This is a genomic window from Microbulbifer jejuensis (genome assembly GCF_047289955.1).
Taxonomy (GTDB): domain Bacteria; phylum Pseudomonadota; class Gammaproteobacteria; order Pseudomonadales; family Cellvibrionaceae; genus Microbulbifer.
Genome location: NZ_JBLBUB010000028.1, coordinates 1 through 15568, shown reverse-complemented (window position 1 = coordinate 15568; position 15568 = coordinate 1). Strand labels below are relative to the sequence as shown.

Here is a 15568-nt window from a genome sequence, read left to right as displayed (position 1 = left end):
CCCTGGCAATCAGATATTTCAATTCAGCAAACGCAAACTTATCAGATTTTTTTCATTTTACTTGCTATACAGATATCAAGGAAATGAAATAAGCGCCAAATTTTATGATCCCTCGCATAACAGAGTATAAATATTGTTACTCCTAAGAAGCCGCAACAGTTTGCAGCATTGTTTGTATTGCTTCTGTAAAGGGCCAGCCTGGGAAGGGATGCTGAAGTGCTGCGCAGTCAGAAAATGCTGTGCGTGGATGCGATACCACAGAGGCAGAGAACGGAGCAGGCACTCCAGCACTGGCGATAACAATACAGCGAAATAAGCACCGAGCCATACAGCGGACGCAAGCGACCGCAAAAAAAAGAATAAGCAATTATGCCGATCCGTATCGGATCTCACACGGGACACCTTGATCCTGTCAAAGACCACCAGAGAAATTTCTGAGTCTGATCAGCTCCGCCGCAGTGATCCAGTGTGGTGGTGAGGGGATTATCGGTATGCTGACGCAGGTCGAGCAACAGGCCATGCGTTGTATCCCGAAAACACAGACTACCCAGGAGGCGAGCCTGCACGGATACCTGCAGTGGAGGCGCTCGCCCCTATTGCGCCCACGGCCTCACAAGGCTGTTGCGGTACCTGCCCCCCCACTTACAGCATCTGCAGTTCATCACGGTCAAAAAATTAAAGTTTTCCTGAAATCCAAATAAATTTCGTTCACACAGGTTTTATTGCCCTACATTCCTTATGATGTGGACACTCTTAGCCAGTGAAGGCTGACAAACCGCCGTATATTGTACGCCAAGTTCATCATACCAACTTTGAAGGTCACTCTCACAAATGCAATGACTATCAAAAACATACCTCCTTGTTCGTTTTTCATAGAACCAAGCCGTGCTCAATACGCGCCCGGACCCTAGGTTTTTTTCAGTTTGCTCCCTTCTCCCGTTCACTCAGCGGCCTGTGGCGACAAATTTTCTTGTAACCATGGTTTCAGTAACCCATGGCATTCAAAATGATTGCACTGTTTTCGCTGTAGTAGTCACTATCTGCCCAAACATTCTGAGAGCTGTTCTCAATCAGCAACTCATGGAATACATTGGAGTCGTGGACTGCAACCGTAGTCACTGTATAGCCGCGTATCAGTTTGTGCCGGTTGTCTACGCAGGCGTGATTCTGATAGCCGTAGTGCGTTTCGTTATTTTTCTTAGCCCAGTGGACACCCAGATCCTTTGATCGCAGAACGTTTGGGGTATCCTGAAACCCTTGCGGCACCTTGCCTTCCTTGATCTCCTTATTTTCTTCACGTGTATTACGCTATCATGGAGCCTCAACACAGCTGACATCAACGGTTTGCCCCTTCCTGGCCTTGTATCCTCTGGCATCCAATTGCAGGTCAAAGTCTAGAAACAAGGCCTCCCAAGTCTGCAGCGACCAATTGCCCCCGGAATACCCAAATGGTTTTTGCATCCGTGTCTTGCCCTCGGAAGTTACTTCGAGGAAACAGCAGAAACTATAACGATCCCGGATTTGAAACTCCAACTCGTCGTCCGGCAAATTATACAGAACTTTAAACATCATCAACGCATCGAATGGTTTTCTGCCAACATTATTCTTACAGTACTTTGTGCGACTTTCGCTCTAAGTAGTACGAAAGTCCCCCTCAATGAACCAATCTGTTTAGCTCGACGAGAGGATCGCGTTCATTCAGCTTGTGATGACGGTCTTCGAGATCAAAAAAGCTGGGTTGCATTACGCTATGACCTTGGATTTTTCCTGGATGTTAGTATTATATCAAAAGTTAGTTAATTTTAACGATACTCTCCAGAGGTGGATGAGCGCTCCAAACCGTTTTGTGATCGGGGCGAGAACCGGCAGCTCTCATTTTTTTCTCAATCACACAGAGGCCATCGCTGCGAATTTTCTAATTTCCGAAGTGGCTTCGCTTTAGGGCATCAGTTCCACTAACCTAATAGCTAAGCAGGAGATAAAAATGCTAAAAAAAGAACTGGTCAAGCCAATCATGGCCGGTTATGTGCTGATAACGTTGACACTCAGCTCGATTGTGCAAGCGGCAGTCAATGTCCACGTCATAGTTGAAAAGGCACAGGAGTGGCAACAGATCGAAGAGACAACTCTCTATTGCTCGGTCAATGCACCCTTTGTCCACCAAATTTCCAGTCATACTCAAGCTGAACTGACCGATGTGCTACCGACCGGCTCGACCGTCAAGGCCGGTGAATTGGTGGCAGAGCAGGATGGGTATTACCTTGCCAGTGAGCTGGCAGTCATCCGCACCGATCTCGAACTCGCCGAAACACAGCTCAAGCACGCTGAGGAAGAGCTTGTCAGGCTCAAGACCCTTAGGAAAAGTGAGCTGGTCTCCAAGTCCCAGTTGAATGAACTTATGCTCAGCGTCAATATGCACCGGCTCAATAGGCAGCGATTGAAACAACAGTTACAAACTAACAAGTACCGCTTCGAACATCTTAAACACTATGCCCCGTTTAGCGGCCAAGTGTTGCAAGTAGATGCAAGTCCTGGAGAGCGGTTAAATGCAGGCCAGAGAATAGCGCAACTGCTGCCACTGGAAAAAAAACAACTGGAGTGCAAGATTCCCCAAGAGCACGCGCCGAAAGCAACATCACTGGACAATTTTGAGTTTCGGATCAGGGGTGAGCTCATTCCACTCCGGGATATCGGTAGAACAGTGGATACCGACACTCAAAACCTGACGTTGTATTTTGATGGCAATGGTGAAAGATACAAAGCCCTGTTGGTGGGGCAACGATTCCGGCTTTCCATGCTGAAACGGCTAGAGAGTATCCAAAAAACCGAGAGTATTACCCGGGTACCCTCAGACGCCGTCAAACTGGAAGGCAGTACATATCAAGTCTGGGCTGTAGATGGGAATAACACAGTGCATAAACTCCCAGTGCGAATACTCGATACCTTGGCAACCCATTTCGTTGTCCAATCTGAAATCAAACCGGGGGATTTGCTTGTTATGGTTGGACACGAAGGGTTACAGGAAGATCAGGAGGTAGTACCTTTGAACAAGGGCAAGTCATGAAATTCATAGAGAACTACAGTTCGGCAATTATAAGCTGCGGCTTCTTGTTGGTCGTCCTGGGTGTTATCGCTGGCCTAAAACTACCCAACTCCTTGTTGCCGGTCATTGATCGCCCACAAATTTCCCTCGCAACCTCATGGCCTAGCAAGACAGCAACCGAAATAGAGCAAGCGTTAGTTGCCCCTCTGGAACAGGAACTGTCCACACTCGGCTATCTGAAAGAAGTACAGACAAATGTTAATAACGGTTTCGCATGGACCACATTGACCTTCCACCCCAATGCCAACATGGAGAAGATGTACATTGATACACTCTCCCGTATCAATCAGGTTCCAAATTGGCCGCCCCAGGTTCCGCTGCCTCGCGTTTTTAACTATAGCAACGGTGCCGGAGCTACACTCGCTAGCTTTTTTCTCTACTCGAAGACTTCGGCCAGCAAAGCTGAACTCATCCAGGCGTTTCGGACTCATGTTCACCCTGCATTCAGTAAAATTCCCGGTGTGGCCTCGGTTGTGGTCGCCGGTACACCCATGGAACAACGTGTCGATATCGAATTCGATCCCAGCAAGCTCGCCAGCCATTCACTGACCATCGATGACGTGCAAGCCCGCCTTCAGGATCTTATGGATCGCTCCGGTGGCACTCTAACAATCGGGTCAAGAGAATACGGTTTGCACTTCAAAGGACAGGTTCCGCTTGAGCAAATGAATGACTTACCTATCGCCACCAGTGGTCCGCATATAATCCATTTGGGCGACATTGCATCTGTGCATACCCGAGTCGTCTCCGATTGGAGTTTCTTTGCACTCGAGGGCAACCGTTCATTCTATTTCTATTTACAGCCAACCGAAAACATCAACGTTCTAAACACCATCGACAGCATCAAACAGGTGATCACGGACCTGAATGATGACGACTTGTCAAAGTTGGGGATGGAAATTTCCATTAGCCGCGACGACTCGAAGAGCATCTTGGACTCTCTTAACCTTGTGTATGGAAGTCTGGTGATGGGTGCTCTCCTCGCTTGCATTGTCCTTTACTGGTTCTTGCGTGACTTGCGGGTGTTAGCCTTGATTTTTGTGAGTATGCCAGTCTGTATCGCACTTGTTGTCCTTGGAATGTATGCGGGCGAGAGAAGCATGAACGTAATCTCGCTGGCCGGAATAGCGTTGTCGATCGGCTTGTTGGTTGATGCAGCCATCATCGTGATCGAAAACATTCGGCGCCTTCACGGAGAGGGACTAGGGCTCTCCTTGAGTATTCGTCGGGGTACACAGGAGGTCACCACCGCATTGATCTCCTCGACTATCTCCAGTGTTATCGTATTTCTTCCAATCCTTGCCATGCAATCGCCGACGGGGCAACTATTTAAGGATCTCGCCTACACAATCTCTAGTGCGCTCTTAGCTTCATTGGTTTTCTCCTTGGTTCTCCTCCCCGCAATGGCCAGGTATTTTTTAAAAGAAATATCGCCGATGAAATTGCAGATCACAGGTGGAAATTCTAATCGAATCCTATCCCAAGTAGCCAGGTTGTCGGTATTACCAGCAACTCGCTCCCGGTGGGCATGCATAACGCTAGCTCTCGGTTTACCAGTCGCCCTTTTCGTTACTTACCTTGCTGCGCCACCTATCGACGTATTGCCGGAGCCCAAGCAAGCCATGATTTCCACGTCTATTAATTTTGAAACGCCCATGGCCATGGATGTCGTCGAAGAAGAGGTCGCCAGGGTGATTTTGGATCGGATCGAACGCAAGAAGGATACCCATAATTTACAGTTTTACACCTATGGAATCATGTGCTACCCAATGATGTGCAATCTCTACTTTTACACTCATGAGGATTGGAATTTTAATGATTTCAAAAACTGGATCGAAAAGGACATCGTGCATGGCTTCGCCGGAACTAGAATATTCACCAGTCAAGGCCGATTGCTGCAATTTGCAATGCCCAACAGCCGCATAAGCCAGCTCGATATCAAAGGGTCAGAACTTCCGATCCTTCAATCCGCGGGACGCGAATTACTCTACCAACTCCGATCTGAGTTCCCAAAGGCCCAGATTCTGGAGGGTACGGCCTTGAGTGACCGTGGAGTGCGAATTGAATTTCAACCTGATCAGGAGCAGTTAATATTTTTCGGAATGAGCCTTTCCGAATTCAATCATCATCTTGTTGCACTAACTGACGGGATTTATTTGGGAAACTTCTATACGGGCACCAACACGCTTCCATTCTATTTAAAATCTAAAGATCCCGTGGATCTGGAACAACTTCTTGATTCGGAGATAATGATAAACGGGCACGGTCTCGTTCCTCTGCGACAATTGACCGATGTGAGAATTACTCTGACGCCAGACACCATACTCCGCATTGATCGGGATGTCAGCGCCTCCCTAAATCTGACGCCCCCTCCAGATATTGCTATGAAAGATTTCGTGGATAGCGTCAGCCAAAGCGTCGATAGATTTATGAAAGAAGGTGAATACAGCGACCTGCACGTACAGTTCCGAGGCAGTGCCAATGAGCTCAAGCTATTTCTCCAGGAATTTTTGTATATATTTCTTGCAGCCCTGGTGATTCTGGCGATGCTCCTGTCTTTCACTTTGGGGTCAATTAAGTTAGCAGTAGCTGTACTGCTAGCAATACCATTGTCTTTCCTCGGGGGCATGCTAAGCCTTAATTTACTCAACTTTTTTGTACCGCAGAACCTGGATGTAATTACGATGATTGGATTTGTTATCCTGATGGGGCTTGTGGTAAACAATTCGATTCTTTTAGTAAGTCAATTTCAGGCAGCCATGAACGGGGGGGCAAACCAGTTCGATGCGATTAAGAATGCAGTTAATTTGCGTATTCGCCCGATAATGCTGACTACCATGACGTGTATATTCGGTAACTTACCTCTCGTCCTGAGCCCCGGTGACAGCGCAGCCATCTACCGTGGTCTTGCAACCGTGATTACCGGCGGTATGGTGTTTGCCGCTCTGCTGGTGCTGAGCTTTATGTCAGCCTTGTTGTCGCTTCCGGTATTTAATCTTAGTCGGAGCACTCTCAGGCTCAAAGAAAGACAAAGAATATTGAATGTCAATGCCGTGGCTTGAGGGAAATATATCTATAGTATTTGAGAATTCTACTTTACAAAAACATAATTTTGTTGTTTATAGTTTCCAGTCTCCTAGTGGCCGGGAAAATACAGAAAACTATTTCTACACAGATATTATTTAAAGGATATCTATCAGAATATAGTTTAATTGAATCGAAACAAGAAGAACAAAAGAAAACTTATTGTAACTTTTACCGTCAAGTTAGACGCTTTTGACTAACCTTTGCTGATTCATAATCGCAGGACACTAAAAACAAATTATAAAGTTATATTTTCTATGCTTGCGCGCACATTAAAGCATGTCAATTCAGCTCGGAACTGGTTTTTTATAGATGCTATATTTGCAGATTTTCCATCCCCAAAGGTGCAGGACAGAATCCAAATGTGTGCATAAAAATTCAGATTGACACTTACGGAAAACAAAAAATGAGGGATATTATATAGATAAATATTTCTTTCTTTAATTTTATAACAATGGATTTAAAATAATGTTTAATAGATTTTTGATTTTATTAATACTGCTTATCAGTTTTATAACGAGTACCGCCCACGCACGACCAAAAGACCCGGAACCAAACTGCACAGGAAATGCACCTAAAATTAGCAGTGTTGAACTTCCAACTAATGATTCAGACGGAAACTACGCCTTAAAATTTTTTCTGAACAACATTTATTACACGGCTTGCAGTGAAATAGACGTGCAGGTTAGCACCAACGGCTCAAACTATGTTTATTATACAAACGGTTTGCCCGGCAGCAATACTATAAATATTAGCAATGCTGCGTCTGCGGCTTATAAATATAGAGTTCAACATTATTACGCCGGTAGCGGCCACAGCAGCTATAACTGGGTTTATTCCAATGAATTAATAGTATTGCGCAAACCCAATAAAACCGGCGCAACCAGCTTTAGTAACATTGAAGGCGGCACAGACAGAAATGGGGTGTTTAGCTTAAGCTGGGGCGCTTCTCAAGCAACACCGAATTTCACGGGGTATCAAGTCCAACAATGCGCCGGAACCTGCACCAGTACTTCGGGTTCATGGTCGCAAATCTACTCTGCGGCAGATAGAAATAAAAGAACTATCCGCGTGCCCGATTCTGGGACCATTTCTAACGGGAAATATAGGTATAGGGTAAGATCTTATATCAAAGTAAAAAGCCACTTTAAATATAGTGACTGGCAATACAGTAGCTATATTAACGTAAACCGCAAACCCGACGCTATCACAAATTTTACACAGCCTAGCGGTGGCACGCAAAGCAGTGATTTTCAAGTAGCTTGGAGCGCACCCCCTGGCGTTTTTGATCCAATCACCAAATATCAAATTCAGTGCGACAAAGACGGCGCTGGCTTTACGTTCAATAATTGTGGCGATGACAATACAGGCACAACAACCACCCACCCAGTTAGCTTGCCCTTGGGCACCTCTGGTACTTTCAAGTTTAGGGCTCGAGCTGAAAATGCCGCAGGCTGGGGGCCTTGGACGCCTGCAGCAAACTATAAAACCGTTTCTGTCAATATCCCGCTACCTACTCCAAGTGGCGTTACCATAAGTACGCCAGAATCTAGCGAGTTTGGCGACTATGATATAAGTTGGAATGCTTCAGGCGGTGTTACCGCTTACGAGTTACAGCGCTACTGTAAAACCGGCGTCGAAGCCTGCGGCGATGACGGCTGGCACACTGTGCAGTTAAACAATGCGACCGCTAAAACCTATGAAGCGCGCGGCCATCTTGCCGACAAATACAAGTACCGGGTGAAAGCCTGTAACGACGGTTCCTGCACGGGCTGGAAAACTAGCGACTGGGTTAAAGTGCATAACCTGGACGGCATAGCGCCAGCGGTAAGTCTAGCTACCGCTACCATTCCCGGAAAAATGGCATATACAACCAACGTCACCAGGACCGGCGACGCGGTTATAAAAATACCTGTAGAAGTCGCACCAGGGGTTAATGATTTTACCCCAGCTGTAAATATTACCTATTCCGGAGCACGCTTTAGGAAACGAAAAAATGAATCTTTGCCGGAGGATTATTTAGGCTATGGTTGGAAAATCGGTGGTTTTGGCTCTATACGTCGTTGTGTGGTAGGCCGGCCTAATACAGACAAAATAGAATTGACCCTTGACGATTCTATTTGTCTAAATGGCGAGCCTCTTATTTTGGTTAATGGTGATCAATGGGCAAGTGGCAGTACTTACCGAACCGCTAAGGATAGTTTTCACAAAATAACTATAAAATATGATCGCGGTTTATGGTTTCAAGTTGAAACACCAGACGGCACAATACAAGAATATGGCAAAACCAATGATAGCCGGTTAAGAGTTGGTAAATCTGTGTATTTCGGCTGGACTTTAAACAAAGAAACGGATACTTTTGGTAACATTATTGAATACAAATATCATCGCGATACGGTAGAGGGGATAAATTACCCACTAGAAATTACCTATGGCAATAATTCAGATTCGCGCATAGTGTTTGAATATGGAACGCGCAGCGATGCACCACCGCAGCCGCTAGACTCTGAAGAAATACAGCAAGAGCAATTGGTTTTACTGCATCATATAAAAGTACTGTATGACGATAAGCCAGTTAGAAAATATAAACTTATCTCTGAAGATGAAGGAGAAATAGAAGACTATAGAAGGTTGAAGCACGTTCAAAAATGCGCATTTGACGCAAACGGAATTAATGAGCAATGCTTAAACCCTATGTCATTTGACTGGCACGTACCAGAAGAAGCCAACCCAATTAATTTTAGCACCGGGGTTGCCAAGGTCACTGATTCATTAGGAGAACAGACCAAATTTTTTCATACTATGCTGAGGGCTAATTCTAATGATGGCTTCTTTTCAGAAGAACCTTTTGGCCAAAGCGTAACGCCAGGCAATGGAATCCCTCTGGCTGCCGTTAATGGAAATTACAAAACTGTAATTACTGAGGTTTGGCGTTCTGATGGCAATGTTGACGGGTGGCATAAAACTAACTATGCCTATCAAGGCAACGGTTACGTCAGTAAAAACAGACGTGGATTTTTGGGCTATTCAGCACAAAGAATCCATGACCGTAGCGCTAATATTGTTACCTATCGCCAATTTCGTTTAGATTACCCCTTCATTGGGCGGGTTGCGCGTGAAATGCAATACGTTGGGCTTTACCCCGCTAGTAGTGAAATGCTGGCAAAGCGCCAATTACGCTACGGAAATTTAGATTTATCAATTGGAGTAAACTCTACTAAATATGTTTATATTAAACAAAGTTTAGAATGGATTTTAGAAAACGGGCAAACACTAGGCTATAAGTTTTCTACAAATACGCCGCAAAAAGCCGCCTATGGAAATGATGGAGAATTAATACAAAATCTAGTAAAAGCAGACCGCTATGCTTTAAGCGCTAACGCGCCGACAGGTCAGAATTTTTGGGGTGACGTACAACCTGTTTCTGTTACCGGAATACGGCGCAGCATAGAGAACATAATAACCTATAACAATAGGCCAGCTGACTGGTTGCTCAGTTTTAAAGAGGCAGAACAGGTTAGCTACCATAACGGTCCGCTAAGTAAAGCGGCTGATATTGTTCAAAATGTGGTGTATACCCCTTATCAAAATTCAATGAAAATAGCCACATCCACACGCTTTCCAGAAAATGCAAAATACGAGTTAACAACAAAATATAGTTATGATGATAGCGGTAATATTTTGTCAGAAACCATTACCGGCGCTGGCATAGAAGAGCGCACATCGACAATAGATAATTACATCGATAAACGCTTTCCAACCACTTTAACCAATGCTTTAGGACAAATTACAGCGCTTGAATATGATAAGCGTTTCAATCAAGTCAAAGCGATCACTGCAAACGGGCAAACCACAAGAATACATTTTGATAATTTTGGAAGAGAGAAAAAACGCATCAATCCTAATGGTGTTGGATTCAGCACAACGCGGGAATTCTGTACAGCCGATTCTTGCCCTGTTTATGGAGGCCAGCTGGCTGCCTATCAAGTTACTTTAGATTCACCGATAACCCCCAGCAGTACCACTTATTACGATATTTTAGGCCGGGCTATCCAACAGGATACACAAGCCTTTGATGGGGTGGATACAATTAGAAAGGAGATTAATTATGATTCACTGGGGCGCAAATATTTAGAGACTACCCCTTATTTTGTCGGCAATCAAAAACCGCTAACAACTTATCAATTCGATATTAGAAATAGAATCACCCAATTAGACCGCCCGGATGGCTCCCAGGTTCGCACCAGCTATACACCCGCTAACAATGGAAGTTATACGGTTAGAATTGAGGAGGACATTTTGAACAGCGCAGGGGCGCTTCAAGAAACACAAATAAAAATAAATACTTTAACTTTCCTTGGTGATCTAGCGCTAACGATTGAAGGTGTAGGAACAGCCGAACGGGTGGCCACTAAATACACTTACAACGGCTCAGGTTTATTAACTTCTACCGTGGTAGATAACGACAATTCAACAAAAACCATTTTGAACTATGACCCCGCCGGCTATCAAAGTGCAATGACAGCCCCGGATACCGGGTTAATTTCCACTATGTACAATGCTTTAGGCGAGTTGATTAGTTCTACTAATAATAGCGGGCAAATTGTAGTCAATAGCTATGATAAATTAGGCCGTTTGAGGTTCAAGGAAGATGACCAAGGAATAGCAGAATGGACCTATGACCCGATAAACGGCGCAGGCCTGTTGGGCAGCCGCATTTATACCAGGGGCGGTAACGAAGTTTTCAAAGAGGTCAACAGCTATAACGCCGATGCCCAATTAGATAGCATTGATACAACGCTGCGGGCTGGCGGATTGGTGCGCACCTATCAACAAGAGTATAGCTACGATAGCCGGGGCCGGTTGGCTTCTGTGACAAGCCCTGACGGTGCGGCGGTGCATTACCAGTACAACGGCCGGGGGTACCTCCAGAAGCTTACAGACGGTGCCAACACGCTAAAGACTTTCGATAGCATGAACGCGCTAGGACAAGCCCAAAGCGAAAGCTACGGCAACGGCATAGCCACAACCAGAGCCTATAACCCCAATACAGGGCGGTTAGAAAGTATCGCCTCTACTGGCGCTCAGGTAGTGCAAAATAACGTCTATAGCTGGCGCAGTAACGGCACTTTAGAAAGCCGTACGGTATCCGGGGCCGGTTCTACGGTCAAGCGTGAGGAATTCAGCTATGACGGTCTCAACCGGCTGGAAACGGCGCAGACATGGTTAGACAACACTAGCCGGCGTACTTTGACAACACTTTTTGATAGGTTGGGCAATATCCAAAGTAAAACCAGCAGTGTTGCCGGTGATACCCAGGTAACAGGCTATCAGTACGGCCAAAACACCAACGCAGGCACCCACGCGGCCACCTCAGCCACGATTGACGGGACTAGCTATACCTTCCACTACAACCAAAACGGCGCGGTTATACGCTATGACGCGGCAACCGGTGATGATAAGTGGATTACCTGGAACGCGCGGCAGCTGCCAACAGAAATAACTGTAGGCAGTAGCCAGTCCACGCAAAATCCGACAGCGCGCGACCGTTTCCACTATGGCCCAGATGGCCAGCGCTTTTACAGAGAAAGCAGCTATTGGGATGAAAGCGCACAGCAATTAGTGACCGACAAAACCTTTATTGTTGGCGGGTATGAGGACTTCTTACCGGGTAATGATCCAGATTACAGACGTATACAAAAAACCAGGGTGAACGGTGATATATTGCTATTTAGCATTACTGACAATGCGGGGTTAACTGTTAATACGGTTGAATACTTGCACTTAGACCACTTGGGTTCTGTTGAAAAAGTAACCGACGCTGACGGGAATATATTATTAGGCGCACTGGCCTATGACCCCTACGGCAGCCGCAAAAGCGGCGATTGGTCCGGGGAGATTAGCAACGCCGATTTAAAAGCCTTGTTAGCCGCCCAGGGGCTTAGTACTAACCGGGGTTTTACAAACCATGAACAGTTAGACAGAACTGGCCTTATACACATGAACGGGCGCATATATGACCCCGTTTTAGGGCGTTTCTTGAGCCCTGATCCCATTGTGCAGGCGCCGGCGTTAAGCCAAAGCTGGAACCGTTATAGCTATGTGATGAACAACCCCTTAAGCGCTAATGACCCCACCGGGTTTATAATGGATGAGGTATCGGTTACTGGCTATTATATTGAGCCGGATTTTTCGTGGTTATGGACTAATTCCATTTTCGGCGGAAATGGTGGCGACTATAACTGGGGTGGTATTGGTTGGGAAGGCCTCAGTATTAGCAACCCACTGAGCGCTCAAAAACATAAAGATACTGAGGAAGCAAAGGATAAGCTTAATGACCAGGGGCAGGAGCTAGAAGAAGTCGTAGTAACTGCTAATTGCCAACAAATACAAGCGGCCGGCGGCACTTGCGGCGGTAATAGCAAGCGTAAATGGTGGCAGCCCTGGGGGACTCCAGGGGCGCGCAATCCATGGGCGCGTCCTGGCCATGGAATAGCTATTGGTATTGGGTTTGATGCTATATTTGGTATTTGGGGAAAAGCTGGCGGTATTGGGTACTATAAAATTGATTATGACGGTGACGGTATAACTGATGAAAGCGGTTTTTACTCGTATGGGTCGGAAAGTGTTGCCGGGCTTGATTTTGGTATTCAAATCGAAGGAGCCAATTTTTTTAACCCGGAATCTTTTTTTGGTAACAGTCAGGAAATAGGCGGAAACTATAAAGTGTTTGACGTGACTATTTCAAATACTCAACCCGGGTTTTTAGTTGCTCCTACAGATCATATTGTTACTACTGGTTTAGGCGGCGGTTTACCGATTGGCTTACATTACGCGGATATAACCACAACCAAATGGTGATAACGTGAATAATAGCGTGTTATCTTGCAAAATGACTGAACTATTGTATAAGTTTATAGCTTATATAGCTGTCGGGGGCGCTTTATTAATTTTATATATTATGCTTGCAATATATTTATTTAATTTAGCCATAGGTCACCAAGTCGAAATAATAGTTGACCTTTTTGAAAACCCTGCCATATATGTACTTTTAGCTATTATGACTGCCAATCTAATTATAGACATTTGGTTGTTTAAAAATTTAGTATCTGTTGAAATAGATAGCACTGATGTTATTTTACTAGACCACAAACAGGAAAATAATATTAAATATCTATGTGAATTTAGAGTATTAAATTTTACCTTTTGTTTAATTGAAGTAAACGACAGTGTAAAAGCCTGGATTCCTAAAGGCAGGTATTCTGCCTTTGACTTTTGGTTTCTCCCAATATTTTTTAGAAGAGAACCAAAAAACGAATCTGTAAAGCGCTTTATATCCTGTCTATCTTAGTTTAGCATTAAATAGCGGGCCAAACGGCCCGCTGTTCATAAATAAAAACTATAAAATTTTATAATAATTTATTATTAGTCCCAGATTCAACCTGTAAGTGCATATCTTAAGGACACCTCTATAAATCCACAAAAACAGCAAAATTCAGAGCCTTCGATGATTCCTTTTTTCGATCGCAACCTCATTGAAGGTCGCAAAATCCGATATTTTATGTATTTCAGAACTATTTAATCCGCCGAGCCATGGAGTCACTCCAGTAAGTCGCCGTACCGAGTTAGGTATCGACAATCTCGTCTATTGTGCGAGTTGGGCTGACGGACAATGGGGTCAATGGGAAGGGGTGCATTGCATCAATGCACCCCCTGGATGAGAGCCTTTCACTCAGGTTGGCGCCTCAATTCAATCGTATTTCCCGTGGATTATTGCGACAAGGAGATGCCATCGATTCCGGGAATGATCCGATGCGGTGGTGAAATGGCGATTCGTATGCTGGCACAGGTCCAGCAAAAGGCCATGCGCCCCATCCCGAAAAATACGATACTCAAGGGGCGACCGCCTACCCGGATGCCCACGGTGGAAGCTTTCTGGCCTTTGCTGCTTATAAGATTGTGGCCTCACAGGAAACATTCAGGTTTATGGCGGACCCTCCCCACTGAGAGAGGCAACTTCTAAAGGGTTTCCATTTCCCAGCGCCCGCTCCTTTTGGATACGTAGATACACTTCTTCCCGGTGCACGGGCAGGGATTTAGGGGCCGCGATGCCCACCCTGACCTGGTTACCCGTGATACCCAATACGGTGACGGAAACATTGGTTCCGATTCTGAGATTCTCGCCGGGCCGGCGTTTTACAACCAACATAAGCCTTTCCTTCCGGGTTGCAGATCCCGGTTTGACTTTTTGTGATGGGCGTATTTGAACAGTTACAGTGGAAAGCGGAGGGGCGCGTGAACGGTAGGCGGTAAAGCAGAACCGGCGGACGCAATGCGCCCAGGGCCCGGGTAACTGCGCCAGGCGCTTTAAGGGGCCCCGCTTTATTGAAGACGAGCGGGCTTCTAGCGTATTATCCATATAGCCATTTTGATACTTGCTTATCAATTTGGTTAGCTGGCCCTTTGGTGTTTGCCCACCTTGGGTCAGCGCCTTTTACTTACGCTTAGGTCACGTACCGTTCTCCTGTTGTCGGGAAGGCTCTTTGAGAAAATGCCCGGGTTGGAAACTGCCCGGGCTTTTTGGGCCCCTTGCGCTACTGGCTTGCAAAAACCGGCCCAAATACCGATAAAAGTCTTAGGATTCTACGCCGCTTTGACACGAAAGAAAACGCAATGCAATCCAATAAGATCATTTGGATGCCTATATTTCTTACCGCAAGGGGCCGGAAAAACCGCAGTGCCCTTTTAAAAAGGACCGGTTTCACTGGCCTGCATTACAATGGCAGCCATAACAAGGTACTGACCATAGCGGCTGTGTTTGATAGCACTGTTTGAATTCCTCGAAACGTGAGGCATTCGTGTGGTTGTGCCTCAACCGTGCATCCGCATTCTCTACCAGAGGCCGATTTTGCTAGAGTTCCCTACCGAAATCCGCGTTGCGTTGCGCATTGCGGGCATCCCCGCCTTGGCACCCTGTTGCGCTTTAGGGTAACGTTCATGCACGGAAACCCATTCCATCGCCGGATCTACAACCAGTGCTTAAAAGACTGTCTGTCTCTTGCCTGACGCGGACCAGGCATCGCTGCACTCGTACTGTAGTGGTCAAGTATTTTTGGCCACCGTCTTTTGAGCATTCCAATATTTTTCTTCAGCCACATTCGGCGGCAAACCGTCGTTGTTCTGGTGTGGCCGTATCTGGCTATAGTAGCCGATGATGTAATCGTTGATCGCCTGCTTTGCTGCCGGGAAGCTCGAGTAGCCAGTCTCCGGTACCCACTCCGTCTTCAAGCTCCTGAAGAAACGCTCTGTCGGCGCATTATCCCAGCAGTTCCCACGGCGACTTAGGCTCTGCTTCATCTGGTAGCGCCACAGCAATTGCCG

At 46.0% G+C, this 15568-nt stretch carries 7 protein-coding genes; 4 read left to right on the top strand and 3 right to left on the bottom strand.

The window, feature by feature from the left end; all coding sequences use genetic code 11:
• Window positions 1-984 precede the first annotated feature (984 nt).
• Complete coding sequence (locus ACL7TT_RS16550; RefSeq protein ID WP_413397057.1) at window positions 985-1266, bottom strand: transposase; 282 nt, start codon at window positions 1264-1266, stop codon at window positions 985-987.
• 718 nt (window positions 1267-1984) lie between these two features.
• Here ACL7TT_RS16550 and ACL7TT_RS16545 point away from each other — a divergent pair.
• The 4 genes from ACL7TT_RS16545 to ACL7TT_RS16530 all read left to right on the top strand — a co-directional run bounded on the left by ACL7TT_RS16545 (window position 1985) and on the right by ACL7TT_RS16530 (window position 13538).
• Window positions 1985-3064 carry an efflux RND transporter periplasmic adaptor subunit gene (locus ACL7TT_RS16545; protein WP_413397055.1) on the top strand — a complete coding sequence of 360 codons (1080 nt, stop codon included), beginning with the start codon at window positions 1985-1987 and terminating at the stop codon, window positions 3062-3064.
• Window positions 3061-6165: an efflux RND transporter permease subunit gene (locus ACL7TT_RS16540; protein ID WP_413397053.1), complete on the top strand. Its 3105-nt coding sequence runs from the start codon at window positions 3061-3063 to the stop codon at window positions 6163-6165. Before ACL7TT_RS16545 ends, ACL7TT_RS16540 begins: the two co-directional genes overlap by 4 nt.
• A gap of 490 nt (window positions 6166-6655) precedes the next feature.
• Window positions 6656-13048, top strand: coding sequence for an RHS repeat-associated core domain-containing protein (locus tag ACL7TT_RS16535; protein WP_413397051.1), 6393 nt, complete (start codon window positions 6656-6658; stop codon window positions 13046-13048).
• Window positions 13049-13052: 4 nt separating this feature from the next.
• The gene (locus tag ACL7TT_RS16530) at window positions 13053-13538 is read left to right on the top strand and encodes a hypothetical protein (RefSeq protein ID WP_413397049.1); all 486 of its coding nucleotides are present in this window, start codon (window positions 13053-13055) and stop codon (window positions 13536-13538) included.
• Between the two features lie 633 nt (window positions 13539-14171).
• Here the strand turns inward: ACL7TT_RS16530 and csrA are convergent.
• Both csrA and ACL7TT_RS16520 read right to left on the bottom strand, forming a co-directional pair.
• On the bottom strand, window positions 14172-14396 hold the full coding sequence (gene csrA, locus ACL7TT_RS16525; RefSeq protein ID WP_413397048.1) for a carbon storage regulator CsrA: 225 nt from the start codon (window positions 14394-14396) through the stop codon (window positions 14172-14174).
• A gap of 893 nt (window positions 14397-15289) precedes the next feature.
• A partial coding sequence (locus ACL7TT_RS16520; RefSeq protein ID WP_413397046.1) for an integrase core domain-containing protein occupies window positions 15290-15568 on the bottom strand: 279 nt, incomplete at its 5' end.